This is a genomic window from Massilia sp. YIM B02763 (assembly GCF_030412015.1).
GTDB lineage: Bacteria > Pseudomonadota > Gammaproteobacteria > Burkholderiales > Burkholderiaceae_D > Telluria.
The window spans coordinates 273749-300270 of the sequence record NZ_JASNRD010000001.1 but is presented as its reverse complement, the minus strand read 5'-3'; the positions used below and the strand labels follow the sequence as shown (position 1 = coordinate 300270).

The 26522-nt window shown below is 69.4% G+C and carries 23 protein-coding genes; 12 read left to right on the top strand and 11 right to left on the bottom strand.

Annotation, left to right across the window (positions count from 1 at the left end; all coding sequences use genetic code 11):
• Positions 1-101 precede the first annotated feature (101 nt).
• Positions 102-2621 (top strand): TonB-dependent receptor, encoded by a 2520-nt coding sequence (locus QPK32_RS01275; protein ID WP_290410968.1) that lies wholly within the window; start codon positions 102-104, stop codon positions 2619-2621.
• 3 nt (positions 2622-2624) lie between these two features.
• Here QPK32_RS01275 and eutC read toward each other — a convergent pair whose 3' ends face one another.
• Together eutC and QPK32_RS01265 are read right to left on the bottom strand one after the other, a co-directional pair.
• Complete coding sequence (gene eutC, locus QPK32_RS01270; protein ID WP_374046690.1) at positions 2625-3443, bottom strand: ethanolamine ammonia-lyase subunit EutC; 819 nt, start codon at positions 3441-3443, stop codon at positions 2625-2627.
• Positions 3444-3462: 19 nt separating this feature from the next.
• On the bottom strand, positions 3463-4848 hold the full coding sequence (locus QPK32_RS01265) for an ethanolamine ammonia-lyase subunit EutB (RefSeq protein ID WP_290410966.1): 1386 nt from the start codon (positions 4846-4848) through the stop codon (positions 3463-3465).
• 247 nt (positions 4849-5095) lie between these two features.
• Here QPK32_RS01265 and QPK32_RS01260 point away from each other — a divergent pair, with 247 nt between their 5' ends.
• Positions 5096-5608: a ferritin-like domain-containing protein gene (locus tag QPK32_RS01260; protein ID WP_290410965.1), complete on the top strand. Its 513-nt coding sequence runs from the start codon at positions 5096-5098 to the stop codon at positions 5606-5608.
• 73 nt (positions 5609-5681) lie between these two features.
• Here the strand turns inward: QPK32_RS01260 and QPK32_RS01255 are convergent, their stop codons facing one another.
• Positions 5682-6899 carry a YeeE/YedE family protein gene (locus tag QPK32_RS01255; protein WP_290410964.1) on the bottom strand — a complete coding sequence of 406 codons (1218 nt, stop codon included), beginning with the start codon at positions 6897-6899 and terminating at the stop codon, positions 5682-5684.
• Positions 6900-7136: 237 nt separating this feature from the next.
• On the opposite strand from QPK32_RS01255, the gene QPK32_RS01250 reads away from it, so the two are divergent.
• Complete coding sequence (locus tag QPK32_RS01250; RefSeq protein WP_290410963.1) at positions 7137-7991, top strand: creatininase family protein; 855 nt, start codon at positions 7137-7139, stop codon at positions 7989-7991.
• The gene (locus QPK32_RS01245; protein WP_374046680.1) at positions 7988-9265 is read left to right on the top strand and encodes a hypothetical protein; all 1278 of its coding nucleotides are present in this window, start codon (positions 7988-7990) and stop codon (positions 9263-9265) included. Before QPK32_RS01250 ends, QPK32_RS01245 begins: the two co-directional genes overlap by 4 nt.
• Positions 9266-9277: 12 nt before the next feature.
• Here QPK32_RS01245 and QPK32_RS01240 read toward each other — a convergent pair whose 3' ends face one another.
• Positions 9278-9964, bottom strand: a complete 687-nt coding sequence (locus tag QPK32_RS01240) for a trimeric intracellular cation channel family protein (protein ID WP_290410962.1) — start codon at positions 9962-9964, stop codon at positions 9278-9280.
• 283 nt (positions 9965-10247) lie between these two features.
• Between QPK32_RS01240 and QPK32_RS01235 the strand changes: the two genes are divergently transcribed.
• On the top strand, positions 10248-10604 hold the full coding sequence (locus QPK32_RS01235; protein WP_290410961.1) for a hypothetical protein: 357 nt from the start codon (positions 10248-10250) through the stop codon (positions 10602-10604).
• 14 nt (positions 10605-10618) lie between these two features.
• On the opposite strand, the gene QPK32_RS01230 is transcribed toward QPK32_RS01235, so the two are convergent.
• On the bottom strand, positions 10619-11992 hold the full coding sequence (locus QPK32_RS01230; RefSeq protein WP_290410960.1) for a nucleobase:cation symporter-2 family protein: 1374 nt from the start codon (positions 11990-11992) through the stop codon (positions 10619-10621).
• 115 nt (positions 11993-12107) lie between these two features.
• Between QPK32_RS01230 and QPK32_RS01225 the strand changes: the two genes are divergently transcribed.
• Positions 12108-13454: an amidohydrolase family protein gene (locus QPK32_RS01225; RefSeq protein ID WP_290410959.1), complete on the top strand. Its 1347-nt coding sequence runs from the start codon at positions 12108-12110 to the stop codon at positions 13452-13454.
• Positions 13455-13502: 48 nt separating this feature from the next.
• Positions 13503-14066, top strand: a complete 564-nt coding sequence (locus QPK32_RS01220; protein WP_308632407.1) for a glutathione peroxidase — start codon at positions 13503-13505, stop codon at positions 14064-14066.
• Positions 14067-14069: 3 nt separating this feature from the next.
• Here QPK32_RS01220 and QPK32_RS01215 read toward each other — a convergent pair whose 3' ends face one another.
• Positions 14070-14225 carry a hypothetical protein gene (locus QPK32_RS01215; RefSeq protein ID WP_290410958.1) on the bottom strand — a complete coding sequence of 52 codons (156 nt, stop codon included), beginning with the start codon at positions 14223-14225 and terminating at the stop codon, positions 14070-14072.
• Positions 14226-14519: 294 nt separating this feature from the next.
• On the opposite strand from QPK32_RS01215, the gene QPK32_RS01210 reads away from it, so the two are divergent.
• From QPK32_RS01210 to QPK32_RS01200, 3 genes are all read left to right on the top strand, one after another.
• Positions 14520-14666, top strand: a complete 147-nt coding sequence (locus QPK32_RS01210) for a hypothetical protein (protein ID WP_290410957.1) — start codon at positions 14520-14522, stop codon at positions 14664-14666.
• Between the two features lie 282 nt (positions 14667-14948).
• Entirely contained in the window at positions 14949-17015 is a 2067-nt protein-coding gene (locus QPK32_RS01205; protein WP_290410956.1) for a bifunctional diguanylate cyclase/phosphodiesterase, read from the top strand.
• An 88-nt stretch (positions 17016-17103) separates the two neighbouring features.
• A complete protein-coding gene (locus QPK32_RS01200; RefSeq protein WP_290410955.1) occupies positions 17104-17844 on the top strand; it encodes an SDR family NAD(P)-dependent oxidoreductase in 741 nt (246 codons plus the stop codon).
• Here QPK32_RS01200 and QPK32_RS01195 read toward each other — a convergent pair.
• Both QPK32_RS01195 and QPK32_RS01190 read right to left on the bottom strand, forming a co-directional pair.
• The gene (locus QPK32_RS01195) at positions 17841-18839 is read right to left on the bottom strand and encodes a LacI family DNA-binding transcriptional regulator (RefSeq protein ID WP_290410954.1); all 999 of its coding nucleotides are present in this window, start codon (positions 18837-18839) and stop codon (positions 17841-17843) included. The genes QPK32_RS01200 and QPK32_RS01195 overlap by 4 nt on opposite strands.
• A gap of 89 nt (positions 18840-18928) precedes the next feature.
• Positions 18929-20191, bottom strand: coding sequence for a glycoside hydrolase family 88 protein (locus QPK32_RS01190; protein WP_290410953.1), 1263 nt, complete (start codon positions 20189-20191; stop codon positions 18929-18931).
• Positions 20192-20348: 157 nt separating this feature from the next.
• Here QPK32_RS01190 and QPK32_RS01185 point away from each other — a divergent pair, with 157 nt between their 5' ends.
• A complete protein-coding gene (locus QPK32_RS01185; RefSeq protein ID WP_290410952.1) occupies positions 20349-20777 on the top strand; it encodes a hypothetical protein in 429 nt (142 codons plus the stop codon).
• A gap of 93 nt (positions 20778-20870) precedes the next feature.
• On the opposite strand, the gene QPK32_RS01180 is transcribed toward QPK32_RS01185, so the two are convergent.
• The 3 genes from QPK32_RS01180 to QPK32_RS01170 all read right to left on the bottom strand — a co-directional run bounded on the left by QPK32_RS01180 (position 20871) and on the right by QPK32_RS01170 (position 25542).
• A complete protein-coding gene (locus tag QPK32_RS01180) occupies positions 20871-23300 on the bottom strand; it encodes an outer membrane beta-barrel protein (protein ID WP_290410951.1) in 2430 nt (809 codons plus the stop codon).
• Between the two features lie 176 nt (positions 23301-23476).
• Positions 23477-24415, bottom strand: a complete 939-nt coding sequence (locus tag QPK32_RS01175; protein ID WP_290410950.1) for a hypothetical protein — start codon at positions 24413-24415, stop codon at positions 23477-23479.
• A gap of 134 nt (positions 24416-24549) precedes the next feature.
• The gene (locus tag QPK32_RS01170; RefSeq protein WP_290410949.1) at positions 24550-25542 is read right to left on the bottom strand and encodes an AEC family transporter; all 993 of its coding nucleotides are present in this window, start codon (positions 25540-25542) and stop codon (positions 24550-24552) included.
• Between the two features lie 82 nt (positions 25543-25624).
• Here QPK32_RS01170 and QPK32_RS01165 point away from each other — a divergent pair, with 82 nt between their 5' ends.
• Entirely contained in the window at positions 25625-26506 is an 882-nt protein-coding gene (locus tag QPK32_RS01165) for a LysR family transcriptional regulator (protein WP_290410948.1), read from the top strand.
• The last annotated feature ends 16 nt before the right edge of the window (positions 26507-26522 follow it).

The following is a 26522-nucleotide window of genomic DNA, read 5'->3' as shown; positions in this document are numbered from 1 at the left end:
TCTTGGAATAATCGGCACAATAGCGGACCGGAGCGCGGACCTGAGCGCGGACCGGCGCGTCCGCAGGGCAGGCATGCCGAACAAGAACAGGAGACCCCGCCATGACGTTTCGCACCACCGCCCGCCCGCGGCCCGCCGCGACGCTTGCCGCCATCGCCGCCGCGATCGCCGTCCCCATCGGGGCCGGCTGGCCCGGCGGCCCGGCATGGGCGCTGGACGATCCGGCGGGCACGACGGCGGCGCCGCACGTCGTCGAGATCATCGGCCTGACGCCGCTGCCCGGCGTGGGCCTGGCACGCGAGAAGATCCCCGCCAACGTGCAGACACTGGACGGCGCCGCCGCCACCGGCACGGACGGCGCCAACCTGCCGGACGCGCTGAACCGCCGGCTGGGCAGCGTCTTCGTCAACGACATCCAGGGCAACCCCTTCCAGCCGGACGTGAGCTTCCGCGGCTTCACCGCCTCGCCGCTGCTCGGCACCCCGCAGGGACTGTCCGTCTACCTGGACGGCGTGCGCGTGAACCAGCCGTTCGGCGACGTCGTCAGCTGGGACCTGATCCCGCGCGTCGCCATCGGCTCCGTGCACCTGATGCCCGGGTCGAACCCCCTGTTCGGCCTGAACACGCTGGGCGGCGCCATCGCCATCCGCACCAAGGACGGCCATCGCGATCCCGGCACGTCCGTGCAGCTGCAGGCCGGCCGCTACGGCCGCAAGGACGTCGAGGTCGAACACGGCGGCGGCAATGCGCGCGGATGGCACTGGTATGTCGCCGGCACGGGCTACCGCGACGATGGCTGGCGCGACGCCTCGCCGTCGCGGCTCGGCCAGCTGTTCGCCAAGGTCGGCTGGCAGGACGGCCGCAGCGATATCGCGCTCGGCGTCGCCTACGCGCGCTCGAAGTTGACGGGCAACGGCCTGCAGGACGGCCGCCTGCTCGCACGCGACTACGCCAGCATCTACACGTCGCCGGACCAGACCCGCAACCGGTCGCTGCTGCTGAACCTGTCGGGGAGCCACCAGGCGACGGACGACGTCCAGTTGTCCGGCAACGTGTATTACCGCCGGATCCGCACGGCCACGCTGAACGGCGACATGAACGACGATGCGTTCGACCAGTCGGTCTACCAGCCGGGCGCCGCGGAACGGGCGGCGCTCGCGGCGGCCGGCTACACGGGTTTCCCCGCGAGCGGCGCGAATGCGGCGAACACGCCGTTCCCGTTCTGGCGCTGCATCGCCAACGTCCTGCTGGACGACGAGCCGGCCGAGAAGTGCAACGGCATGCTCAATCGCAGCGACAGCCGCCAGCAGCAGTACGGCGCCAGTGCGCAGGCCACCTGGTCCGGACAGCTCGGCGGACGGCGCAGCCAGTTCGTGGCCGGCGCCGCCTTCGACGCGAGCCGCGTCGACTTCCTGCAGTCCGCGCAATTCGGCTACCTGAACCCGGACCGCAGCGTGACGCCGGTCGATTTCTTCGCCGACGGCAGCGCGTTCGACGACGACGGCGTCCCGATCGACGCCCGCGTCGACCTGCGCGGCCGCACCCGCACGGCCAGCGCGTTCGCGAGCGACACGGTGAGCATCGGCGCGCTGGACCTGACGCTGTCCGGCCGCTACAACCGCACGACGGTGCACAACCGCGACCGCATCCAGCCCGGCGGCGGCCCCGGCTCGCTCGACGGCGACCACCGCTTCAGCCGCTTCAACCCGGCCGTCGGCGCCACCTGGGCGGTGTCGCGCGCGCTGAACCTGTATGCCGGCTACAACGAGGGCAGCCGGACGCCCACCGCGATCGAACTGGGCTGCGCCGACCCCGAGAATCCGTGCAAGCTGCCCAACGCGATGGCCGGCGATCCACCGCTGCGCCAGGTGGTCACGAAGACCTGGGAAGGTGGCCTGCGCGGCACGCTGTCGGGCGGCACGCACTGGAGCGCCGGCGTGTTCCGCGCCGATAACGTCGACGACATCCTGTTCGTGGCGGACGACGCGGCGGGCTTCGGCTACTTCCGCAACGTCGGCAGGACCCGGCGCCAGGGCATCGAGCTGGGGCTGGATGGGCATGCCGCAGCGCTGTCCTTTTCCGCCCACTACACGTACCTGGACGCCACGTTCAGGAGCGGCGAGCTGCTGGGCGGCGCCGCCAACAGCAGCGCCGACGAGGACGGCAATATCGCGGTCCGCGCGGGCGACCGCCTGCCCCTGGTCCCGCGCCACGTGTTCAAGGCGCGTGCCGACTGGCAGCTCACGCCCGCCTGGTCGGTGGAGGCGGGCATGCTGGCGCTGTCGGGGGCCACGGCGCGCGGCAACGAGAACGGCGGCCACCAGCCCGACGGCATCTACTACGTCGGCAGTGGGCGCACGGGCGGCTACGCCGTATTCGACCTGGGCACCACCTACGAGGCGGCGCCGCGCCTGCGCTTGTTCGCCCAGGTGGACAACTTGTTCGACCGCCGCTATGCGACGGCGGCGCAGCTGAACGCGACGGGTCTCACGCCCGAGGGCAACTTCATCGCGCGGCCATTCTCGGCCAGCGGCGACAATGCCACGGTAGTCAACGCGACCTTCTTCGCGCCGGGCGCGCCGCGCACCTTCCGCGCGGGCGTGCGCTACGCCTTCCGCTGACGCCTACAGGAGCAGGGGCGGTGCACCGTCCGCCGTCGCGACGCGGTCGTTCGTGTTGTCCGTCTCGTCCTTCAGCGCGACGCCGGACAGGCCGCGCCGGCGCGCCTCCGTCATCAGGTAATGCAGCCTGGTGGCCGCCTCGTCGTAGCCCAGCCCCGCCGCGTGGATGTTCGAGATGCAGTTGCGGCGCTCGTCGGTCAGGCCGCGGCGCGGCGCCCAGGTCAAGTACAAGCCCATGCTGTCGGGCGAGCTGAGGCCGGGCCTCTCTCCGATCAGCACGAGGACGATCCGCACGCCCAGCAGTTCGCCGATCTCGTCGCCGATGGCCACGCGTCCCTGGCGCACGACGACGGGCGGCGCCAGCGTCCAATCGTCGGCCGCCAGGCGGCCGCGCAGCGCCGCCAGGAACGGCGCCGCGTGGCGGGCGACGGCCGGCGCCGACAAGCCGTCGGCGACGACGATGCCCAGGTCGCGGCTGCCGCCGAGCGATGCCAGCGCGGCCAGCGCGGCGTGCGAGGCAGCGTCGAGCCGGCGCCCCAGGTCGGGCCGCTGCAGGTAGACGTGGCGGTCCGCGGCCGCGCTGTGCGCAATCACGGGCGGCGATGGCGACGGCGACGCGGGCCAGGCAGTGTGCAGCGCGCGCTGCAGTGCCTTGGCATCGAGGGGCACGTGGACGGCGTCGCGGGCGCGGGCGTGCGCCAGCTGGAAGTCGAGCTGGGTCGCCGTGCGCTGGCTGATGCCGGTATGACCCAGGGCGATGCGAGCCGGCGTGAAGCGGCGCAGCGCTTCCCAGGGACTGGCCGCGGCAGGCATGTCGTGCATTTCGTCCATGTCGTCTCCTTCAGGATGCGAGCAGGTGGCGGAACGGTGGCGGCACCGTCCTCCCCAGCGTGACCCGGTCCTCGTCCGTGAAGATACCCAGGTCGCGCAGCCAGGCGAGGAATTCCGGCGCCGGCTGCAGGCCCAGCGCGCGGCGCGCGTACAGGGCGTCGTGGAAGGACGTCGTCTGGTAGTTCAGCATGACGTCGTCCGCGCCCGGCACGCCCATCACGAAGGTCACGCCGGCCGTGCCCAGCATCGTGAGCAGCACGTCCATGTCGTCCTGGTCCGCCTCCGCATGGTTGGTGTAGCACACGTCGCAGCCCATCGGCAGGCCCAGCAGCTTGGCGCAGAAATGGTCTTCCAGGCCGGCGCGGATGATCTGCTTGCCGTCGTACAGGTATTCCGGCCCCATGAAGCCGACCACGCTGTTGACCAGCAAGGGCTGGAAGGCCCGCGCCACGCCATAGGCGCGCGCCTCGCAGGTCTGCTGGTCGAGGCCGTGGTGGGCATTGGCCGACAGGGCGCTGCCCTGGCCCGTCTCGAAATACATGACGTTGTCGCCGACGGTGCCGCGGCCCAGCGACAGGGCGGCGGCGCGCGCCTCGCGCAGCAGGGCCAGGTCGATGCCGAAGCTGGCGTTGGCCGCCTGCGTCCCGGCGATCGACTGGAACACGAGGTCCACGGGCGCGCCCCGTTCGATGGCGGCGATGGTATTGGTCACGTGGGTCAGCACGCAGGACTGGGTCGGGATCGCGTGGCGGGCGATGATCTCGTCCAGCATGCCGACCAGCTTGACGACCTGCTGCACGTTGTCGGTGGCGGGATTGACGCCGATGACGGCGTCGCCGCTGCCGTACATCAGGCCGTCGAACAGGCTGGCCGCGATGCCGGAGGCGTCGTCGAACGGATGGTTCGGCTGCAGCCGCGTGGACAGCGTGCCGGGCAGGCCGATCGTGTTGCGAAAGCGCGTCACGACGCGGCATTTCCTCGCCACCAGCACGAGGTCCTGGATGCGCATGATCTTCGAGACGGCGGCGGCCATCTCCGGCGTGATGCCCGGTGCGATGCGTGCCAGCGCCGCCGTGTCGGCCGTGTCGCCCAGTAGCCAGTCGCGCAGGGCGCCCACGGTCAGCGAACGGATGGGCGCGAACGCGGCGGCGTCGTGGGTATCGAGGATCAGGCGGGTGACCTCGTCCGTTTCGTAGGGCACGACGGCGTTGTCCAGGAACGCCGTCAGTGGCAGGTCGGCCAGCGCCATCTGCGCGGCCACCCGTTCTTCGCTGCTCGCGGCCGCCACGCCGGCCAGGTAGTCGCCGGAGCGGGCCGGCGTGGCCTTGGCGAGCAGGTCGCGCAAGTCCGGAAAGGTGTAGGTACGGCTGCCGACGAGGTGGGTGATCTGGCCCATGGCGCGCTCCGTTTGGCTCGGTGGTGTCGTTCCGTTTGTTGCCGATCATACCGCATCCGTGTGCGCGAAAGATCCCTCCCAGCGTGGGGTACTTAACAAACACGCCCCGCGCGGTCTGCCAAGCTTGGGCGGTGGCGAACGTCCGGCATGCCGCTCCTTGCCGTTGCATCCCGGTACTGCTTCGCAAGACAGATGGCGCCAGGGCAAGCCCGCGCCGACCACCCACTCACCGATACCGGAGGACGCAATGACGACGACGGCAGACGAAAACCTGAACGACTGGCTGCGGGACGCGCACGCCATGGAGCAGCAAGCGGAAAAAATGCTCAAGGCGCAAGCCGATCGGCTCGAACACTATCCGGCCCTGCGCGAGCGCATCGTGCAGCACATCGAGGAAACCCGCTGGCAGCAAGGGATGCTGGACGAGATCCTGGGCCGCCGCGACATCAGCAATTCCGTCGTCAAGGACCTCGGCGGCAAGCTGATGGCGATGGGCCAGGCGATCGGCGGCATGACGGCCAGCGACGAGGTCGTCAAGGGCGCCATGGCCGGCTACGTGTTCGAGAACATCGAGATCGCCACCTACACGACGCTGATCGCGGCGGCCCAGGCGGTCGGCGATACGGCCACGCAGAGCGCATGCGAACAGATCCTCGTGCAGGAAAAGGCCATGGCGGCCTGGCTGCTGGAACACATGCCGGAAGTCACGCAAGCCTTCCTGGGACGTTCGGCAACGCCGGGTGCGACGGCGAAAGTCTGACGACCGCAGGACGGCAACAAAAAAGCCGCGGCCCGTTCCGAGAACGGCCGCGGCTTTTTTTATCTGCCAGGACTCAGCAGGCGGTCGGCTTGACGCGCTCGACCTCGAGCCCGAACAGCGGACGCAGGCGCGTGCCGAAGACGTTGCCCAGGAAGGCCGCCACCAGCCACAGCCAGCCGTGCAGGCTGCCCGATACGATGCCGCTGAAATACGCGCCGATATTGCAGCCGTAGGCCAGGCGCGCGCCATAGCCCAGCAGCAAGCCGCCGACGACGGCCGCGACGAAGGAGCGCAGCGGGATGCGCCATACCGGCGCGTAGCGGCCGGCCAGCGCCGCCGCCAGCATGGCGCCCAGCACGATGCCGATGTCCATCACGGACGTCACGTCCTGCGAGATGGGCGCGGCCAGCGCGGCGGCGTTCGCCTTGGTCGACCAGTAGGTCCAGCTCGCGGTGTCGATGCCGACGGCGGCGGCGGCCTTCGCGCCCCACAGCGCGAACGCCGAGGTCACGCCCCAGGGACGGCCCGACAGCGCCAGCGTGGCGAAGTTCAGCACGACGAGGGCGAGGGCGCCTGCGGCCAGCGGCCACGGGCCGTGCAGCCAGGGCGACACATGCTTCGGCTGCGCGTGCGAGGCGACCAGGCGGCCATGGCGGCGCTTCTCGACGACGACGGTCACGGCCACGATCAGCGCGAACACGGCCCAATTGAGCACCAGTGCGGGGGCCAGGCCCAGCGTGCTGACGAGCGAGATCGGCTTCAGTTGCGGCAGCGCCGTCCAGAACGGCATGTGCGCCGTGCCGATCAGGGAGCCGACGATGAAGCCGATCAGCGTGACGATCATGCGGGTGCTGCCGCCGCCGACCGTGTACAGCGTGCCGGAGGCGCAGCCGCCGCCCAGCTGCATGCCGATGCCGAAAATGAAGGCGCCGACGATCACCGAGGTGCCGGCGGGCTGCACCAGGCCGGTAACGGGATTGCCGAACAGCGTGCCGGCCGACAGGGCCGGGAAGAACAGGGCGACGCCGACGGCCAGCATCAGCATCTGTGCGCGCAGGCCGGCGCCGCGGCCGTCCGCGATGAAGACGCGCCAGGCCGAGGTGAAGCCGAACGCCGCGTGGTACAGGGTGACGCCGAGCAGGGCGCCGACGACGTACAGGGCGGCCTGGCGCGGGCTGACGGCCTGCGCGAGGTACCAGGCCCCGAGCACGATCAGGAACAGCGACACGCCCAGCGGCTTCGGCGTGATGTCGACGCGCGGACGCAGGGAGGAATAAGCGGAATTGGACATGAGGATGACAGCAAAAATAACGTAAGTCGTTATTTTCCCTCGTTTTTTCCTTTTCTGCTGGCGGACCCTTCGATTTGCCCCGGGGCCCGCAGGGACGGGTGCTTGCCCCCGCTTGCAGCGGGCCGAACGTTACAGCTTGTCCATCATTGGCGCCGACCCGGCCCCTTGGCCTACAATGGTGTTGACGTCGAGCACTATCTGGAAATGGAAAGAATGCGCGGAGCAATGCGGGAACCAATGCCTTACCTGCAACACAGACGGCTGGCGCGAGCGCTGGCATGCGTTCTCGCGCTGGCGGTATCCGGCGCGCAGGCCGGCGCCGGCGCCGCCAGCGTGTACGTGGAAGACCTGACCTCGCCGGAACTGGCCGCGCGCATCGCCGCCGGCGCCACCACCGTGCTCGTGCCCATCGGCGGCACCGAGCAAAGCGGCCCGCACATGGCGCTGGGCAAGCACAACGTGCGCGCCCGCGTGCTGGCCGGGCGCATCGCCGAGCGCCTGGGCGACGCCGTCGTCGCGCCCGTCATCGCCTATGTGCCGGAAGGGGCGATCGCGCCGCCGCAGGGCCATATGCGCTACCCCGGCACGATCTCGATTCCCGCGGCCGCGTTCGAGGCGGTGCTCGAGGGGACGGCCAGGAGCTTCTGCGCGCACGGCATCCGCGACGTCTTCTTCCTGGGCGACCACGGCGGCTACCAGGCCGGCGAGGAAAAAGTGGCCGCGCGCCTGGCCCGCGGCGGCAGCGCCGGCCCCGCATGCCGGGTGCACGCGCTGGACGCCTACTACCAGGCCACGCAGGACGCCTACGTGGCCGACCTGAAACGGCGCGGCTACGGCGACGCCGAGATCGGCCTGCACGCCGGCCTCGCCGACACCGCATTGTCGCTCGCCGTCGACCCGTCGCTGGTGCGCCAGGACCAGCTGGCGGCCGGCGCCAGGGCCGGGGCCGCTGGCGGCGTGCGCGGCGACCCGACCCGCGCCACGGCCGCGCTCGGGCAACTGGGCGTGGCGCGCATCGTCGATGCCTCCGTCGCCGCGATCCGCGCCGAGCGGCAAACCAAGTCACCCGAACACCCGTCCAAGCAACCGTGAACAAGTCCATCGTGTCCATCAAGCGTACCGCCGGCGCCTGCCTGGCGCTCACCCTGGCCGCCGCCGCCGTCGCCGCCGCCATCGGCGCCAGCACCGCGGCGACGCCCTCCGCCGCCACCAAGCCCGCCCCGGTCGCCACCGTGCCGGGCATGCCGCCCGTCGTCGACGCCCGCAACCTGTACAGCGAGATCGGCGCGGCGCACCTGTCCGCCGCCGTGCGCGGCGACCTGGAACGGGTCTACGTGCCGAACCTGCGCACCAACGACGTCAGCGTCATCGATCCTGCCACGCTCAAGGTGGTCGACCGTTTCAAGGTGGGCGAGGCGCCGCAGCACGTGATCCCGTCCTGGGACCTGCGCACGCTGTGGGTCGCGAACAATGCCGAACGGCGCAACGACGGCAGCCTGACGCCGATCGACCCGCGCACGGGCAAGCCGGGCAAGGCGCTCGCCGTCGACGATCCCTACAATATGTACTTCACGCCGGACGGCCGCTCGGCCATCGTGGTGGCCGAGGCGCGCCACCGGCTGGACTTCCGCGACCCGCACACGATGGCGATGCAGTACGCGATCGACGTGCCGCAGTGCGGCGGCATCAACCACGCCGAGTTCTCGATCGACGGCCGCTACGCGCTGTTCACCTGCGAGTTCGACGGCGGCGTGGCCAAGATCGACATGGTGGCCCACAAGGTGGCCGGCTACCTGAAGCTGGCCATGCCGCAAACGCGCCTGCGCGAAGGTTCTGCGCCCGGCATCCCCGGCGCCGACGAGGTCTGCTCGGCCAGGAAGGGCATGCCCCAGGACGTGCGCATCTCGCCGGACGGCAAGCGCTTCTACGTCGCGGACATGGATGCCGACGGCGTCCATGTGATCGACGGCGCCAGCTTCCGCCAGGTCGGCTTCATTCCCGCCGGCCTGGGCACCCACGGCCTGTACCCGAGCCGCGACGGCCGTTTCCTGTACATCGCCAACCGCGGCACGCACCGCATCCACGGCAAGCGCCACGGACCGGGCAGCGTGGCCGTGATGGACTTCGCGAGCGAAAAGATCGTGGCGCGCTGGACGATCCCGGGCGGCGGCAGCCCCGACATGGGCAACGTCAGCGCAGACGGCCGCTGGCTGTGGCTGTCGGGCCGCTTCGACGACGTCGTCTACCGCTTCGACACGCAGGATGGCAGCGTGCGCCAGGTGAAGGTGGGCGGCGAACCGCATGGCCTGACAGTGTGGCCGCAACCGGGGCGCTATTCGCTGGGGCACACGGGCAATCTGCGCTGACGCAGGGCCGCGTCAGCGCCGTTCTGCAGCGTCGGCGTCCGCCGCCGCCTGCCCGGACGCGCGCGCGACGGGCAGGTGCCAGTCGTAGCGGATCGCAGCCAGGCGCAGGCCGAAGCACAGCGCCGCGCCGGCGCAGGCGCTCGCCGTGCTGGGCAGGCCGAGGGCGGCGCCGGCCACCACGACGCTGGCGCCGGCCAGCGCAGCCACCGCGTAGATTTCCGCGCGCAGCACCGCCGGGATCTCGGACAGCAGCACGTCGCGGGCCACGCCGCCGCCCACCCCCGTCAGCATGCCCAGCAGCGCCGCCATTACCGGTTCCAGGCCGAACACGAGGGCCTTCTGGGCGCCGGCCACGCAGAACAGCGCCAGGCCGGCCGCGTCGAACAACAGTACGGGATGGCGCAGGCGCTTGATGACCGGATACCAGAAGAAGATCAGGCCGCCGGCCAGCAGCGAGACGGCCAGGTAGCGCCAGTCGCGGATGGCGGCCGGCGGCGTGGCGCCGATCAGCAGGTCGCGCACGATGCCGCCCGAGTTGGCGGCGACGAAGGACAGCACGAGCACGCCGAACAGGTCGAGCCGGCGGCGCACGCCGGCCACGGCGCCGCTGAGGGCGAACACGAAGGTGCCCAGCAGGTCGAGCGTCAGCACGAGCGTCTTGAGGGCGGCGGCGACGTCGAGGGAGGGGACGGCGAACATGGACGGGAGCGGAATCGAAAAGGGCGCAGTGTACCGCAAACGTCGGGGTTGCTCTTCGCTGCAGGCACAGGCGGCGGGGGCGTTGGCCACCCGAATCCCTTTGATGTGTCCTTGCCCGAACGACGGCGCTTGCTCCATGCCGCCTGCCGGCTGGCGCCGGGCCGGCCAAGAAGGGAAACATCGCCCTTGTGCGAAGGCTCCTACGTTGCGGCTGCATCCAGTCCTATTGGAAATCACGCAAGTCGATCCGATATGACAAGCTCACCAAGCCGAGGAGATCACGATGAGCAAGGACAATCGACAGGACCAGCAGCAGGACAATCAGCAGGACAATCAGCAGAGCGGCAACGGCAACCACCAGCAGGCCACGTCCGGCATCCACAGCAATTTCGCCCACGCTTCGCCGGAGAGCAACGTCAACCCGCCGGGCAAGCCGCTGAACAGCCATGGCAGCGCCGTCGAACCGGTCGCCGGCGGCACGGAAGGCGGGTTCGAAGCGAGCCGCAACGCCCAGCAGGCGACGCTCGACGGCGACAGCACGAACTACGCGCCCGGTAGCCGCCAGGGGACGGAGGCGAGCGACGAGCAGACGCTGCAGCCGGCCAACGCGGACCAGGACCAGAGCCGCCGCGACAGCTGAGGAGCGCTCGGCCGTTACGCGGCGTGGTGCTCGGCCGGCAGGAACCAGTTCAGCACCAGCGCGCAGATGCCGCCGGTGGCCACGCCCGACTCCAGCACGTGGTACAGCGCCGCCGGCATGTGCACGAGGAATTCGGGCACCTGCGATACGCCCAGGCCCAGCGCCAGCGACACGGCGATGATCAGCAGCGCCCGCCGGTCGAGCGTGACGCTGGCGAGGATGTTGATGCCGGCCGCGGCCACCGCGCCGAACATGACCATGGCCGCGCCGCCGAGCACCGGTTCCGGCACGGCCTGGATCACGCCGGCCACGCCGGGGAACAGGCCCAGGACGACGAGGAACAGCGCGATCCACATGCCCACGTGGCGGCTGGCGATGCCCGTCAGCTGGATCACGCCGTTGTTTTGCGCGAAGATCGAGCTGGGGAAGGTATTGAAGACACCGGCCAGCAGCGAATTGGCGCCGTTCACCAGCACGCCGCCCTTGATGCGGCGCATCCACACGGGACCTTCCACGGGCTCGCGCGACACCTTGCTCGTGGCCGTCACGTCGCCGATCGCTTCCAGCGAGGTGACGAGGTAGATCACGATCATGGGCACGAACAGCGACCAGGAAAAGCCCAGCCCGAAATGCAGCGGCACGGGCACCTGGAACCAGGCCGCTTCGCGCATGCCCGTGAAGTCCAGCCGGCCCAGCGCGGCGGCGAGCGCATAGCCGGCGAGCAGGGCGATGACGATGGCGCCGCTGCGCATCCACACCACGGGCATCCGGTTCAGGACCACGATGATGGCGAGCACCACGCCCGACAGCAGCAGGTTCTCGCCGTTCGCGAACGTTCCGTTGGCCATGGCGCCATAGCCGCCGCCCATGCTGATCAAGCCGACCTTGATCAGCGTGAGGCCGATCATCAGCACGACGATGCCCGTGACGAGCGGCGTGATCATGCGCTTCACGAACGGCAGCACGCGCGACACGGCCATCTCGATGAACGATCCGGCCACCACGACGCCGAAGATCGCCGCCATCACGCCTTCCACGGGCGTGCCCTGCTTGACCATCAGGCTGCCGCCCGCGATGAGGGGACCGACGAAGTTGAAGCTCGTCCCCTGCACGATCAGGAGCCCCGCGCCGAACGGGCCGATGCGGCGGCACTGCACGAAGGTGGCGATCCCCGAAATGACGAGCGACATCGACACGATCAGGTTGGTGTCGCGTGCCGGCACGCCCAGCGCCTGGCAGATCAGCAGGCCCGGCGTGACGATGGGAACGATGATCGCGAGCAGGTGCTGCAGGGCGGCCAGCATGCCGACCGGCGGGGCGGGGCGGTCGTCGAGGCCGAGGACCAGTTCGGGATGCGGGGTTTCCGGTGGCGAGGAGCGCGGATGCATGGGAGTCCGTTTCGGCAAAAGGCCGATTCTACCTTGCCGCTTCTCTGCCGTGCGCGGGAGGCGCCCGGCGCGATGCTAGTATCGGCACCGTCCCGTTGTCCGCCATGAGGTTCCGATGCCATCGCGAAGGAAGCTGCTCGCCCTGTTCGCCGTACTGCCCCTGACTGGCGCCTGGCCCGCCGTGGCCGCGGCTGGTGCGGCGTCCAATGCCCAGGTCACCGTCCTGCAGGGCGGCCGCATCATCGACGGCACCGGGGCCGCGCCCATCGAGAACGGCAGCATCGTCGTCAAGGGCGGCCGCATCGAGGCGGTGCAGGGACCGGGCAGCAAGCCGCCGGAGGACGCACGGATCGTCGACGTGCGCGGCAAGACCTTGATGCCGGCGCTGATCGCCGGCCATGCCCACCTGGGCCTGACGAACGGCACCAGCGCGGGCGTGGGCAATATGACCGAAGCCAACGTCATGCGCCAGCTGCAGAAATACATGCGCCACGGGATCGGCACGGTGGCCGTGTTCGGCACCGACCACGATTTCATCTACACGCTGCGCGCGGCCCAGCGCAAGGGCAAGCTGGCGCTGCCGACGATCCTGACGGCCGGCCACGGTTTCGGCGTGCGCGACGGTGTGCCGCCGGTGTCGATGGGCATGGACCAGGTCTACCGGCCGACGTCGGTGGCGCAGGTGCGCGAGGACGTCGGCCAGCTCGCCGCGCACAAGGTCGACCTGATCAAGATCTGGGTCGACGATGCCGGCGACGGCAAGGCGAGGAAGATGGACCCGGCGCTGTACGGGGAGGTGATCCGCCAGGCGCACCGGCACGGCATCAAGGTCGCCGCCCACGTGTTCTACCTGGAGGACGCCAAGCGCCTGGCGCGCGACGGCATCGACATCTTCGGCCACAGCGTGCGCGACCAGCCCGTCGACGAGGAACTTGTCGCCCTCATGAAGAAGAACGACATCGCCTATATCCCGACGCTGGACCTGGACGAAGCCTCCTTCGTGTACGGAGACCGGCCGGACTGGATGCAGCAGCCGTTCTTCCGCCAGTCGCTCGACCCGGGCGTGTGGGAATGGCTGCGCAGCCCGGCCTACAAGACCAAGGAGCAGGCGCGCAAGGATTTCGCCATGGCCCAGGCCAATGTGCGCACGCTGCACGAGGCGGGCATCCGCGTCGGCCTCGGCACCGATTCGGGCGCCACGATCCCGCGCATCCAGGGCTTTGCCGAGCACCGCGAACTGGAGTTGCTGCTGGGCGCCGGCTTGAGCCCGATGCAGGCGCTGCAGGCGGGAACGTCCGTGAACGCGGCCATCTTCGGCATCGACAAGGAGCGCGGCGTGCTGGCGCCCGGCAGGCAGGCCGACATCCTCGTGCTCGATGCCGACCCGCTCGAGGACATCCGCAATACCCGCAAGATCCATGGCGTGTGGCTGCGCGGCGTGCTGGTGTCGGGCGCGCGCTGAGCGCGGCCATCGCGTATACTTTTGCAGCCACCAACATCACAGGAGAACATGATGCAGAACGAAATCGGCGAGATTCCCTTCCGCCTGATCGACGGCACGGAGTCGACGCTGTCGGCCTACCGCGGCAAGGTCGTGCTGGTGGTGAACGTTGCCTCGCAATGCGGCCTGACGCCGCAATACGAAGGTCTCGAGCGCCTGTTCGAGGACAAGCGCGATGCCGGCCTGGTGGTGATCGGCTTCCCGGCGAATAATTTCGGCGCCCAGGAACCTGGCAGCAACGAGGAGATTGCCGCGTTCTGCGCATCGAAGTTCGGCGTCGCTTTTCCGATGGCCGAGAAGCTGTCGGTGAAGGGCGCCGACCGTCATCCGCTGTACGGTGCGCTGACCCGTGCCCGGCCGCAGGCGCTGGACCCCAGCGGCGGCGCGTTCCGCACCAAGCTGGCCGGCTACGGCTTCACGTCGGACGATCCCGCCGACGTGCTGTGGAACTTCGAAAAATTCCTGATCGGGCGCGACGGCATGGTGGTCACGCGCTTCAATCCGGACGTGGAACCGAACGATCCGGTGCTGGTCGAGGCGATCCAGCGCGAGCTGGACAAGCCGCCCGCTTGATTGTCAGTGCTGCATCGGCCGCAGCAGCGCCGCCAGGCCCATGTCCGGGCATTGCTGCGCCGATTGCCCGCCGTGCGTGGAGGGGACGTCGCCGTTTGCCGACACCGCAAAGAAACCGAGTCCGGCGAGTACGATTGCCAAGAGTCCTTTGGTCAACATGATTGCCTCCAGCCAGTTTTGCTACCGCTGTTGTGAGATGAAGCCGTCAATACCAGTCTAAGCCGTATGCATAGTTTGTCAATCGAGTTCGATTGCGCGCCGCACCATGGGAGCAGCCCTGGAGCCGCGCGAAGAGGCGCAGTGCGTCCCGTTCGGGATGCATGGATGAGGGACTTGGATCGATGAATCGCTTTTTCGTCGTCGCCTGGGCCTTTGCCGGCCGTTTTCCCGCTTCCGGGCATGCCGCGACGCTCGACTGCCGCGAGGCCGGGACGGCCGTCGGGTAGACCATTTGTGCCGACCCGGCCCCGTCCCGCCTGGAATACCGACGGCAAGCTGGACTTCGACTACCGCGTCATCCGACAGCGCGGCAATGTGCTGCATCTCGAAAACGCCGCGACGGGCGACGCGGCGACGTACCGGCGCGAGGCGATCCGCTGAGCGATGATCAGTCCGATGGCGCCGGTAGATCCAGGTAGAGCAGCGTCTTGCCGTACAGATACGCTTGGCTCCCGAACCGGATATAACTGTTTCCGTCCCGTAATACATGCTGTATACTTTCCCTCATGTTATGCTAATGACGGTGCCGCGCCTCGCCCCGCGCGATGGATCCGAGCCGACTCCGCAACCCGAGTCTCCTGCGGCGAGCCCATGCCTCGTCGCGCCACCGTTCCACCATTGCGCGCCACATACATGAGCCCGACAGCTGAAAATTCCGATCCGATGTACCGACTGCTGGTCGAGAAGACCGTCGACTATGCGATCTACATGCTGTCGCCGGACGGCATCGTCTCGAACTGGAACGCGGGCGCGCAGCGCGCCAAGGGCTATGTCGCGTCGGAGATCGTCGGCCGGCACTACTCCGCGTTCTACCGGCCGGAAGACGTCGCGGCCGGCCTGCCGGACATCAACCTGTCGATCGCGCGCGAGCATGGGCGCTTCGAGGACGAGGGCTGGCGCCTGCGCAAGGACGGGACGGCGCTGTGGGCCCACGTCGTCATCGATGCGATCCACGACGACGATGGCCGCCTGGTCGGCTTCGCCAAGATCACGCGCGACTGCACCGAACGGCGCCGCCAGGAACTGAAGCTGCTCGAGGCCAAGGAACTGGCCGAGAAGTACAGCCAGCAGATGGCTTCCCTGTCGCGCTTCCTGGACTCCGTGATCTCGAACATTCCCGCCAGCGTGCTGGCCCAGGATTGCTCGGGCAAGGAAATCCTGCTCGCCAACCAGCAGGCGCAGCGCCTGTTCGGCGGCGTCCATGCGGACCTGACGGGGAGAAGCGTGCGCGAGTGCCTTAGTCCCGCCGTGGCCGACTACATCGAGCGCCAGGTCGCCTGCGTCGGCCGCGACGCCGAGATGCTGACCGACGAGAGCGTGGTCGACACGCCGCTGGGCGCCCGCACGCTGCGCAGTCGCTCGGTGCGCGGCTCGCGTCCGGACGGCGAAGGCGACTACATCCTGACCATCACCGAGGACGTGACGGAGGCGCTGGCCGCCTACGCCCAGATCCATCACATGGCCCAGCACGACGGCCTGACTGACCTGCCGAACCGCGCCTTCTTCCACGACCGGCTGGAGGCGGCGATCGCGGACGACGCGGCCAGCCGCGGCATCACGGCGATCCTGTGCCTGGACCTGGACAACTTCAAGAACATCAACGACGCCCTCGGCCACGCCTACGGCGACAAGCTGCTGCTGGCGCTGGCCCAGCGCCTGCGCCAGCAGCTGCGCGAGCAGGACACGCTGGCGCGCCTGGGCGGCGACGAATTCGCCGTGGTGCTCCCGGGCCTGCGGCGACTGGAGGAGGCGAAGCTGGCGGCCCAGCGCATGATCGACGCCACCGGCGAATCGTTCCTGATCGACGAGCACGGCCTTTCCGTGGGCCTGTCCGTGGGGATCGCCTCGACCAACTCGGGCAGCACGGCGGAAGAGCTGCTGCGCTTCGGCGACATGGCGCTGTACGAAGCCAAGCGCAACGGCCGCAACCGCTACGAGGTGTTCCGCCCCGAGCTGGAAGAGGCGGCGCGCGTGCGGCGCCAGATGGAGACCGACCTGCGCCGCGCGCTGCACCTGGGCCAGATCGAGATGGCGTACCAGCCGATCATGGAGAAGGATGGCCGCCGCATCGCCGGCTACGAGGCGCTGATGCGCTGGAACCATCCGGTGCGCGGCCAGATCCTGCCTCTCGACTTCATTCCTCTGGCGGAGGAGACGGGCCTGATCCACGACCTCGGGACGCGCGCGCTGAATCTGGCCTGCCAGGAAGCGATCACGTGGAACGACGGCGAATCCGTCGCCGTCAACCTGTCACCAGTGCAGTTCAAGAGCCCGGGCCTGGTCGAGACGGTCGCGCTGGCGCTGGCCGACTCGGGCCTGGATCCGGCGCGCCTGGAGCTTGAGATCACCGAATCGGTGCTGCTGGACGACAGCGACGGCAATCTGCGCACGCTGCGCGCGCTGAAGGACCTGGGGGTGGCCATCTCGCTGGACGACTTCGGCACCGGCTATTCCTCGCTCAGCTACCTGCGCTCCTTCCCGTTCGACAAGATCAAGATCGACAAGTCCTTCGTGCAGGACATCGGCCAAAGCCGCGAGGCGCTGGCGATCATCCGCGCCATCACGGGCCTGTCGAACAGCCTGTTGATCCACACGACGGCCGAAGGCGTCGAGACCCGCGAGCAGTTCCTGCGCCTGCAGGCCGAAGGCTGCTCGCACTTCCAGGGCTATCTGTTCGGCCGGCCGCAATCGTCGGACCGGCGGCTGCAGGCCGTGGACGACGCCGCCTGATCGGGCGGCGCGCGCCATCCGCAGCGGTGCTCCGCGTCTCGCGGGACGCCGCTACACTGGCTGCTCGCATTGCAAGCAAGGAGCAGCCATGAACAAGCAAGAACGCATCGCCATCGTCACCGGTGCCGCCGGCGGCATCGGCCTGGCCGCCGCCCGACGCCTGCTGCAGGCGGGCGGCGGCGTGACGCTGGTGGGGCGCCACCAGGACACCCTGGACGAGGCGCGCGCCAAGCTGGCGCAGGACGGCGCGCAGGAGCACATCCTGACTGCCGTCTGCGACGTCGCGCGGGAGGAGCAGGTCAAGGCCAGCGTCGACGCCACCATCGCGCACTTCGGGCGCTGGGACGCGGTGGTCAACAACGCCGGCCTCATGACCTTCAAGCCCATCGAGGAACAGAGCGCGGACGACTGGCGCGGCACGCTCGACGTCGACCTGCTCGGCGCCTTTTTCTTCATCAAGCAGGCGTTCCTGCGGATGGAGCGGGGCGGGGCGGTCGTCAATGTCGCCAGCGTGCACGCCTACGCCACCGAGGCCCTGGTCGCGCCCTACGCCGCGGCCAAGGCCGCGCTGCTGTCGCTCACGCGTTCGGCCGCCATCGAAGGCAAGCCGAAGGGGATCCGCGTGAACGCCGTGGTGCCCGGCGCGATCGACACGCCGATGTTGTGGGACAACCCGAACGTCAAGTCGGGCGCGGAAAAGATCGACAAGGAGGACGTGGGCTCGCCCGACGAGGTGGCCGCCGCCATCGCCTTCCTGGCCGGCCCGGACGCGACCTTCGTCGACGGCGCGGCGCTGCTGGCCGATGGCGGGCGCCTCGCCCGGCTCTAGCCCGGGTGCTGGTGGCGCGTCGACCCGCGCAGGACCAGCCGCGGGGCGATCCGGGTGCACCGTTCGACCGGTTCGCCGCGCACGAGCGCCAGCAGCTTGTCCATGGCCGTCGCGCCCATGTGCCGGCTCTGCAGGTCCACCGTGGTCAGCGCCGGCGTCGTGTATTTGCCGTAAGGGATGTTGTCGAAGCCGACCACCGACAGGTCGCGCGGGATGGCCAGGCCGAGGTTCGCCACTTCCTTCATGAAGCCGAGCGCCAGCAGGTCGTTGTAGCAGATCACGGCGTCGTGCCTGCGGCTGCCCAGCACGAGGCTGGAACACAGGCGCTCGCCTTCCGCGAGCGAGGGACTGTCGGCGTCGAACACGGCCAGCTCGAGGCCGGCGGCGTCGAGGCAGGCGCGGATGCCGCCGATCCGCTGCGCATCGCGGCGCGAGGCCGAGCAGCCGAGATAGGCGATGCGGCGGTGCCCGAGCATCTGCAGGTGCCGCGCCAGCATGCCCCCGCCCGCATGGTCGTCGCCGGCGACGGTCGGCAGCGGCAGCTCGGCCAGGCTGCCGAGGAAGACGAGCGGCTTGCCGATGTCGGCCATCCAGCCCATGTCGGCCTCGCCCAGGCGCGAACACACGATCATGCCGTCCACGCGGCGGCTCAGTGCCTCCAGCGTGCGCCGCTCGCGGTCGGGCGCGTGCGCGCCGTCGACCAGCAGCACCGAGTAACCGCGTTCGGCCGCGACCTTGCCGGCGCCTTGCAGGATGCAGCTGAAGTGCGGATTCGCGATGTCCGGCAGGCACAGGCCGATGGTATCGGTGCGCCCCGTGATCATCGACTTGGCCATCGGGTTCGACTTGTAGCCCAGGCGGACGACGGCCGCGTCGATCGCCGCTTCAACCCGCGACGAAAAGCGTTGCGCGCCGTTGATGTACTTGGACACGGTGGCGGTGGACACCTGGGCGGCGGCGGCGACGTCGCGGATGGTCGGGGCGGACTTTTTCATCGCAGGTAGGTGGGAGCTCGACCGTGGATCTTATCACGTGCGCCGATGCCGCCCTGCCTTTCGGCAGGGGCGGGGCCGCCGCGCTCGCGCTACCGTGAAGGGCCGGTGCCGCCGGTGCCGCCGGTGCGCGCCGCGCCGGAAGAAGCGGCGCGCAGCCGCAGCAGCGCCTCGAGGAAGTAGTAGTCGGCGTAGTTCAGCGGGACGTCGATCTCGGTCCCGGCCGGTTTGTGTCCGGTCGCGTGCATCAGAAGGAAGCCGCCGTTGGTTCCCGGCGCCGCCAGGTAGGCCGGGGAGGACAGGCTGCGCAGCGTCTGCTCGGCGAAGTCGCGGTAGCCGCGCGCCAGCGCGGGCTCGGACCGGCCCGCCAGTTCGAGCAATGCCGCGCTGGCGATGGCCGCCGCCGCCGCGTCGCGCGGCGCCGACGGAATCGCGGGGTCGTCGAAGTCCCAGTAGGGCACCTTGTCGGTCGGCAGGCGCGGATGGCCCATGTAGAACGCCGCGATCTTCTGCGCCTGGCGCAGGTAGGCATCCTTTCCCGTCTCGCGGTACATCATCGTGAAGCCGTACAGGCCCCAGGCCTGGCCGCGCGCCCACGCCGACCCATCAGCCTTTCCCTGGACCGTGACGCGCCCGCGCACGGCGCCCGTCTGCGGATCGTAGTCGACCAGGTGATAGCTGGAGCCGTCGGGCCTGAAATGGTGCTTCAGCGTCGTGTCGGCGTGCGCGATGGCGACCTCGCGGTAGCGCGCCTCGCTGGACGCGCGCGCCGCCCACATCAGCAATTCCAGGTTCATCATGTTGTCGATGATGACGGGATAAGCCCAGGTGCTGCCGGGCCACAAGTCCCAGGACTGGATGCTGCCCACCTTCGGATTGAAGCGGGTCAGCAGCGTGGTGGCGCCGGCCAGCATGGCGTCGCGGTAGGACGCGTCGCCGGTCAGGCGCAGGCCGTTGCCGTAACCGCTGCCCAGCATGAAGCCGAGGTCGTGCTGGCTCTTGTCGAACTTGGCCGGCGCCGTGTCCGCCGTGTAGCGGGTGGCGGCGCTGCGCCAGCGCGCTTCGCCCGTGGCTTCGTACAGGTACCACAGCGTGCCGGGAAAGAAGCCCGCGGTCCAGTCGAGCGGGCCGACGGTGACGACCTCGCCCTTGGCGACGCTGCGCGGGAAGCCGGGCTGCCCGCGCAGGCGGTCCAGCAGCTGGCCGTACTGCGCTTCGGCGACCTGGATGTCGCGCGCGATCATCGCGTCGACCGTTTCGGAAACCTGGGCGGCGGCGGCCGCGCAGGCGAAAGCGAGCGTGCAGGCGAGGACCTGGTCGGCGCGCAGCGGGCGCCGGACGGGATGGGCGATCATGGGACCTTTCTCCTGTGAATTCTTGTTCTGCGAACCATCCTAGCGAGGGCGATCGAGCCCGTCAATCGCCCGGCGGGACCGCAGCCGATCTCAGGATTTTTCGAAGCCGCCGGCACGCGGCCCGCGCTAGAATTCGCTCTCATAGGGAGGAGTGCAGATGCATATCGAACGGATCCCGATCGACCGCGTGTTCGATGCCCAGGCACGCGGCGCCTTCAGCTTCCATAGCGGCGGCAGCGTCACCTACGGCGTGGAACTGCCTGGCAAAATCGTGCCGCGGGCGGGGGCGGTGCTGGTCGTCGCCTTCGCGCGGCCGGGCGACTGGTCGTCGGTGCTGGGCTGGCGGGATGCGGCGGGCGGCAAGGTGGTGCTGGACGATCGATGGTGGATCGAGCTCGATCTCGTGTACACCCTCGCGCCGCTACCGCTGGTCGCCGGGCTGGTGCTGGGCGGTGCGGCGGGCGGGCTTGCCGCCCTGGTCGCAGTTGCCGCCGCGGTCGCCTGGCTGGTGGCGTGGGTAATGCGCCGCAACCGTCGGGTGCGCGCCGCGCTGCTGGGCGCGCCTGCACCGGCTTGGAGCGCCTGACAAAACCCGCATGGCTGCGTTGCATCGTCTCGCCGTACAGGCGTACTGTCTTCGACGATGCGCCTTGCCCTGCAGGTTTTTAGGCGCTCTTGGTCAGAACCCGCGTCCACCGCCGTTGAAGCCGCCACCGCCGTCGTTGCCGCCGCGGTCCCCACGGCCGTTCCCCTGCGGTCCGCGGAACATGCCCGGTCGGCCGCCGTTGCGGACCCGGTCGTCGCCCGTGACGCCGCCCCACTGGTAACGCAGGCCGACGGTGAACACGCGCTGCTGGGGCGTGCCGAGCGTGTGCAGGCGCAGCACCTCGTTCTCGACGTAGCTTTCGTTGTTCCCGGTCCGGAACACGTTGTTGACGTTGACGTTCAGCGAGAATTGGGGCGAGAAGCGGTGCATCCAGGTGAAATTGGCGATGGTGACGGCGCCGTTCACGCCCTGGCCGTTCAGCGTGCGGCCGTTGCGGTTGACGGACAGCTGCAGCGACTCCTGCAGGAACTGGTAGGCCAGGCGCAGCTTGGCGTTCTCGCGCCGGTTCTTCTGCTCCTCTCCCGTGTCGCCGGCGCCGAAGTTAGATATGCGCATGCGCTTCTCGTTCGCCAGCGTGACGCCGAGGTTGGCCGACAGGCCGCGCAGGAACAACTGGCGCACGTTGAAATTCATGTCCATGCCGACGGAATCGTTGGCGCCGAAGTTGATCGGCGAGGTGACGATGACGTTCGGGTCCGTGCCCAGCGCGTAGCTGCGGTTGCCGATCACCGGCGACTCGCGCCGCTTGAATGCCGTGAAGCTGGCGTCCACGCCGAAGAAGCGGTCGCGATAGGCGAGCTCCATCAGGTCGTTGTCGACCGGCTCCAGGTCCGGATTGCCCTGGCGCGCGCTGAAGTCGCTCAGGTAGACGAGGTTCGGGTTCAGGTCGCGCTCGTTGGGACGCGCGATGCGGCGGCTGGCGCGCAGCTGCAGCTGTGCCGTATTGCTCAGGTCCTTGGTGGCGTAGAAACTGGGCAGCCAGTTCATGTAGTGGTAGGTGTCGCGTTCGGCGAGCAGCGGCTGATGAACCTCCAGGTCCGTGTATTCGCCGCGCAGGCCGGCCAGCACCTGCACGTCGGAGAACAACTTGGTGGACAGCGTGCCGTAGACGGCGCCGGTGCGGTCGTTCGAGGCGAACTGGCTGATGCGGCTCGGTACCGGGACGTAGGCGCCGCTGGCCGGATCGAGGGCCCGGTAGTCGGTGCCGTTGTCGCTCCGGTTGTCGGCGTACTTGGCGCCGGCCTTCAGTTGCCAGCTGCCCCACAGCAGGCGCTGGTAGTCGACCGACACGTCGAGGATGCGCGTGCGGCGGTCGGTGATGCGGATGCTGTCCGTCGTGTAGCGGTCCGGGCGCATGCGATAGTCGTAGAACACGTCGTTGCGCGCATCGTTGGTCTGGCCCGTGTAGCGCAGGTCGAACTTCAGTTCCTCGCCCGGTTCGCCGCTCTTGTGGCTGTACGAGGCGCCCAGGCCGAAGTTCTCGGCCGGCGAATCGCTGTGCGAGCGGCTGGCGAAGTCCGCGGTCGGCGCCATGGCCGGACCGAAGCGCAGGGTATTGCCCGTATTGTCCGTGTCGTTCTTCAGCCTGGAATAGCTGACGGTGGCGCCGGCCTGGTCGCGGTCCCCCACGTTGTAGGTCAGCGTGGAGGCGAGGGTGACGGAGGTCGAGCCGAAGCGGCCGTCGCCGCTGGACTCGTTGCCCCCGACGACGTCGCCCGTCCGCGGGTCGAGGTCCTGGCGCTGGCTGGCGCGCTGCGTGCTGCGCGCGTTCCTGCGCACGCCCACGTTGCCGCTGATCGAGTAGGGGCCGGCCGCATACTCGCCGTTCAGGTAGCTGTTGTAGCGGTCCTCCGTGCCCTTGTTCAGGCTCAGGGTCGCGCGCGAGCCGGGCTTGCGGTTGCGCTTGAGGACCAGGTTGATGATCGGGCCGCTGCCGCCCTCGTTGCCGAATTCCGCGCCCGGCACGTTGATCACCTCGATCGATTCGATCGCCTCGGCCGGGAAGGCGTTCAGGGCGTCGCCCCGGTTCTGGCCCTGGAACTGGGCGTCGCGCTTGCCGTTGACCATGATCTGCACGTTCGGGTTGCCGCGCAGGGCCACCGAGCCATCCTGGTCGACCGTCACGGAGGGCACGTTGTTGAGGACATCGGACGCCGACGCATTGCTGACGCTGATGTCGTTCTTCAGGTCGTAGACGTCGCGGTCGACCTTGTTCGTGGGGCGCGAGGCGACCACTTCGACGGTTGCCATGTCGTCGGTGCCGGACTGCGGGGCGGTCTGGCCCGTACCGGTCGCGGCGGTGCTTGTCGCGGCGGTGCTCCTCGTGGCCGCGGCGGGAGCGGCCTGTGTCGTCCTCGCGGGTCCCGCCGTCGCCGTCGCGGGCCCGGATGTCTGCGCATGCAAGGGCTGGAAGGCGAAGCAGCCCAGCACCAGGGCGGGCAGCAGCTTGAGGGCGGGGTGGCTGCAGCCTGGGCGGCCGTGTGCGCGAGACGGGTTGGGCATGAACGGGCAGTGATGTGGTCGCGGTGTTGTCGGGATATGTCGCCGGCTTGATGCGCCGGCTTGATGCGCCGGCGCGCGACAGGATGACATCAACGGGACCGAATCACAAGCGCGGGCCACTGGCGGACTGATTGTACATACGGAGTCGTCACGGTGGTGCGGGGTTGTCCCGCGCATCAGCGCAGCGCGTCCGCGAGCGCCGCCTTCGCGCCCACGATGTCGCGGCGTGGGCCGGCGCGGTTGATCGTGTCCGACAATGCCTTTTCGGCCGCGATCCTTCCGCCTGCGCCGACGGACATGACGGCGACGGGCTGCCGGCCGCCGTCGGACGCGAACATCGCAAGATAATACGTGGTGCCGGCCTTCTGCAGGCGCGTCGAGGCGAGGACGCCGGTGCAGCGGGCGCCCGGCACGATATCGTCCAGGCGGATGGCCAGCGGCGCCTCCCCGGCTTCGGCGACGACATGACATTCGCGTGCCTTGCCGTCCTCGAAGATGGCGAAGGATCCGTGCTCGTCCGCGATGAAGTCGCGCTCCCGCATTGTCCAGCGGGGATAGGCTTTCGTCAGGAAGTCCATGCGCGCATTCCGGATGCCGAGCCCGGGCCGGGCGGCCGCGCCGACCCGTACGCCGCCGTCTTCTCCGCCACTGGCCATGCCGTCGTCCACGGCGAAGCCCTTGGCCGGCTCCTGTCGCAGGTAGGCGAACTGGCGATACAGGTCGTCGCGCGTATCGCGCGCCAGGTATTCGACGGCGATGGTCTGGCGGCCACCCAGCTTGAACGGCGTCATGGACAGGATGCCAATGCAATAGGGGAACTCGGATGTGTCGTCCGGCCCCGTCAATTCGACGAATTCGGCGGCCGTGCTCCCCGGCCGCGCGAGGAGGAGGCCGCAGGTCGGCGTGGCACGGCCCTTGTCGATGAAGGAGAGCGGCGTGACGTCCGCGCTTGGCGACGCTGCGAGCTGGCGCAATCCCGCATCTTCCGCCCCGCGCCGCGCCAGGAAGCGGGCGACATCCGGCGAGGCGGCATGCGCGGCGGCGCACGCGAGATGGATCAGCAGCGTGCCGATGCAAAACATCGTGCGCCAGGGGCGGTTCTTCTTGCTATCCAATGCGACCCTCCGAAAGACGGCGACCGGCGCAATGCATCCGCTGGGCGACGAGATCGTTTTTAATTGGGCAACATTACAGCCTAGAAACTAAATCTCGGCAAGAGCGATTCGATTGAAACGGGCGGCCGCGCCGTTCACGGCGGCGTTACCCCCATCAGCGCCGCCACGACGACGAGCGTCACGACGGAGGCGACTGTCGTCACCAGGATCACGTTCGAGATCAGCGCCCCGTCGCGCCGGTAGTACTCGGCCAGCATGAAGGGTCCCGTCCCGGTCGGCAGCGCGGCCAGCAGCACGGCCATGTGGCGCAGCTGCGGCGGCAGGGCGAACACGTGGGTAGCCAGCAGCCAGGTGAGGGCCGGCTGCGCCGCCAGCTTGATGGCGACGATGGCGGCCAGCGGGCCGCGGCCGGGTTGCGCGGCGTTCGATGCCGGCGTGCGTCCTGCCTGCGTCCGTTCGCGCCGGGCCAGCTTCTGGTTCGCGAGGAACAGGCCCAAGCCGACCAGCGCACAGGGGCTGGCCGCCCCGCCCAGCAGCTTGAGGAAGGTCTCGGCGCTGGCGGGGATCGCCACGCCGGCGCCGGCGCACAGCGCGCCCAGCAGCGGTGCCAGCACCAGGGGATTCTTAAGCACGGCGCCGGCGACCTTGGCGGCCAGCTTGCGCGGGTGGCGTTCGGCCTGCAGGCCGGCCTCGATGAGCGCGATGGCGACGGCGAAGAATACGCAGGCGACGATGATGGTGGCGATCGTCGTCGGCGTCAGGCTGTCCTTCCCGAACAGGAGGAGCAGCAGCGGGAAGCCGACGTAGCCCGTGTTGGGGTAGGACGCCGCGACGGCGTCGATGCTGGCGTCGGCCAGCGGTTTCCTGGCCAGCAGGCGCCAGGCCAGCACGGCGCCGAACATCAGGCCCTTCGCGAGGACGAAGGTCCAGACGAAGCCGGGCTGCCAGATCTCGCGCCAGGACGTGTGCGCCATGATGTCGAACAGCAGGGCAGGCAGGGCCAGCCAGACGACCAGGCGATTGACTTCGCTGGCCGCGCCGGCGCCCATCACGCCGCGCAGGCGCACGGCATAGCCGGCCGCGATCAGGCCGAAGATCGGAAGCAGGATCAGGAACGTGGAAAGCATGGCGCGACTATAGCCGCTGCGCCGATGCATTTCCAATGCTAGTTTACGCTAGGATCGATACCTTTCCTGCATCAATGCGCCTATGCTCGACATCAAACCGCTGCGCTACTTCGTCGCCCTGGCCGAGACGAGGAATTTTCACCGTGCCGCCGCCCGCCTGCACCTGTCGCAGCCGCCGCTGAGCCGCCAGATCGCCGCCCTCGAACGGGAGCTGGGCACACCCCTGTTCGAGCGCAGCACGCGCGTCGTGACGCTCACGCCCGCCGGCGAGAGTTTCTATCGCGACGCCGTCGCCATCCTCGAGGCGGTGCAGCGCGCCCAGGTGCAGGCACGCGCCACCGCGGCGGGCGAGCGGGGTATGCTGCGCATCGGCTTCACGATGGCGGCCGCCTACTCCGTGATCCCGCGCTATGTCCGGTCGATGCGCACGGCCTGGCCCGACGTGCGCGTGGAGCTGAAGGAAGTCGTATCGGACGAATTGCCGGAGCGCGTGATGGCGGGCGAGATCGACCTGGGCGTCATGTTCGACAATGGCGCGCGTCCCGGCCTGGCGCGGCGCCGCGTGCTGTCCGAGCCCCTGTGCGTGGCGCTGCCGCGCACCCATCCCCGTGCCAGGGCGCGCCTGCTGCGCATCACGGACCTGAAGGACGATCCCTTCGCCATGACGGCCGCGGACGCCGGCAGCCGCCTGAACGCGGACGTGCTGGATTTCTGCCGCCGCCACGGCTTCGAACCGCGGGTCAGCTTCGAGGTGCGGCTGCAGCAGACCATGCTCAGCCTCGTCAACGATGCCCATTGCGTCGCGCTGGTGCCGGACTCGATGCGGCGCGTGCACATGCAGGACATCGCGTTCAAGCGCCTGCGGGATGCGCCGGCCGTCGACCTGTTCCTGGCGTGGAACGAGGCGAACCGCAATCCCTGCCTGCCTGGCTTCTTCGACGCATGCGGGGTGCCGCCCGCGTGAGCGTTGCGAACGCGCG

What these genes read in the sequence shown, in the direction of transcription:
- QPK32_RS01190 (WP_290410953.1), bottom strand. Translation starts at nt 20,191, where the DNA reads ATGATCGCCCATCCCGTCCGGCGCCCGCTGCGCGCCGACCAGGTCCTC.
- QPK32_RS01180 (WP_290410951.1), bottom strand. Translation starts at nt 23,300, where the DNA reads ATGCCCAACCCGTCTCGCGCACACGGCCGCCCAGGCTGCAGCCACCCC.
- QPK32_RS01255 (WP_290410964.1), bottom strand. Translation starts at nt 6,899, where the DNA reads ATGTCCAATTCCGCTTATTCCTCCCTGCGTCCGCGCGTCGACATCACG.
- QPK32_RS01275 (WP_290410968.1), top strand. Translation starts at nt 102, where the DNA reads ATGACGTTTCGCACCACCGCCCGCCCGCGGCCCGCCGCGACGCTTGCC.
- QPK32_RS01230 (WP_290410960.1), bottom strand. Translation starts at nt 11,992, where the DNA reads ATGCATCCGCGCTCCTCGCCACCGGAAACCCCGCATCCCGAACTGGTC.
- QPK32_RS01205 (WP_290410956.1), top strand. Translation starts at nt 14,949, where the DNA reads ATGTACCGACTGCTGGTCGAGAAGACCGTCGACTATGCGATCTACATG.
- QPK32_RS01195 (WP_290410954.1), bottom strand. Translation starts at nt 18,839, where the DNA reads ATGAAAAAGTCCGCCCCGACCATCCGCGACGTCGCCGCCGCCGCCCAG.
- QPK32_RS01200 (WP_290410955.1), top strand. Translation starts at nt 17,104, where the DNA reads ATGAACAAGCAAGAACGCATCGCCATCGTCACCGGTGCCGCCGGCGGC.
- QPK32_RS01215 (WP_290410958.1), bottom strand. Translation starts at nt 14,225, where the DNA reads ATGTTGACCAAAGGACTCTTGGCAATCGTACTCGCCGGACTCGGTTTC.
- QPK32_RS01235 (WP_290410961.1), top strand. Translation starts at nt 10,248, where the DNA reads ATGAGCAAGGACAATCGACAGGACCAGCAGCAGGACAATCAGCAGGAC.
- eutC (WP_374046690.1), bottom strand. Translation starts at nt 3,443, where the DNA reads ATGCACGACATGCCTGCCGCGGCCAGTCCCTGGGAAGCGCTGCGCCGC.
- QPK32_RS01260 (WP_290410965.1), top strand. Translation starts at nt 5,096, where the DNA reads ATGACGACGACGGCAGACGAAAACCTGAACGACTGGCTGCGGGACGCG.
- QPK32_RS01185 (WP_290410952.1), top strand. Translation starts at nt 20,349, where the DNA reads ATGCATATCGAACGGATCCCGATCGACCGCGTGTTCGATGCCCAGGCA.
- QPK32_RS01170 (WP_290410949.1), bottom strand. Translation starts at nt 25,542, where the DNA reads ATGCTTTCCACGTTCCTGATCCTGCTTCCGATCTTCGGCCTGATCGCG.
- QPK32_RS01220 (WP_308632407.1), top strand. Translation starts at nt 13,503, where the DNA reads ATGATGCAGAACGAAATCGGCGAGATTCCCTTCCGCCTGATCGACGGC.
- QPK32_RS01165 (WP_290410948.1), top strand. Translation starts at nt 25,625, where the DNA reads ATGCTCGACATCAAACCGCTGCGCTACTTCGTCGCCCTGGCCGAGACG.
- QPK32_RS01225 (WP_290410959.1), top strand. Translation starts at nt 12,108, where the DNA reads ATGCCATCGCGAAGGAAGCTGCTCGCCCTGTTCGCCGTACTGCCCCTG.
- QPK32_RS01250 (WP_290410963.1), top strand. Translation starts at nt 7,137, where the DNA reads ATGCCTTACCTGCAACACAGACGGCTGGCGCGAGCGCTGGCATGCGTT.
- QPK32_RS01265 (WP_290410966.1), bottom strand. Translation starts at nt 4,848, where the DNA reads ATGGGCCAGATCACCCACCTCGTCGGCAGCCGTACCTACACCTTTCCG.
- QPK32_RS01240 (WP_290410962.1), bottom strand. Translation starts at nt 9,964, where the DNA reads ATGTTCGCCGTCCCCTCCCTCGACGTCGCCGCCGCCCTCAAGACGCTC.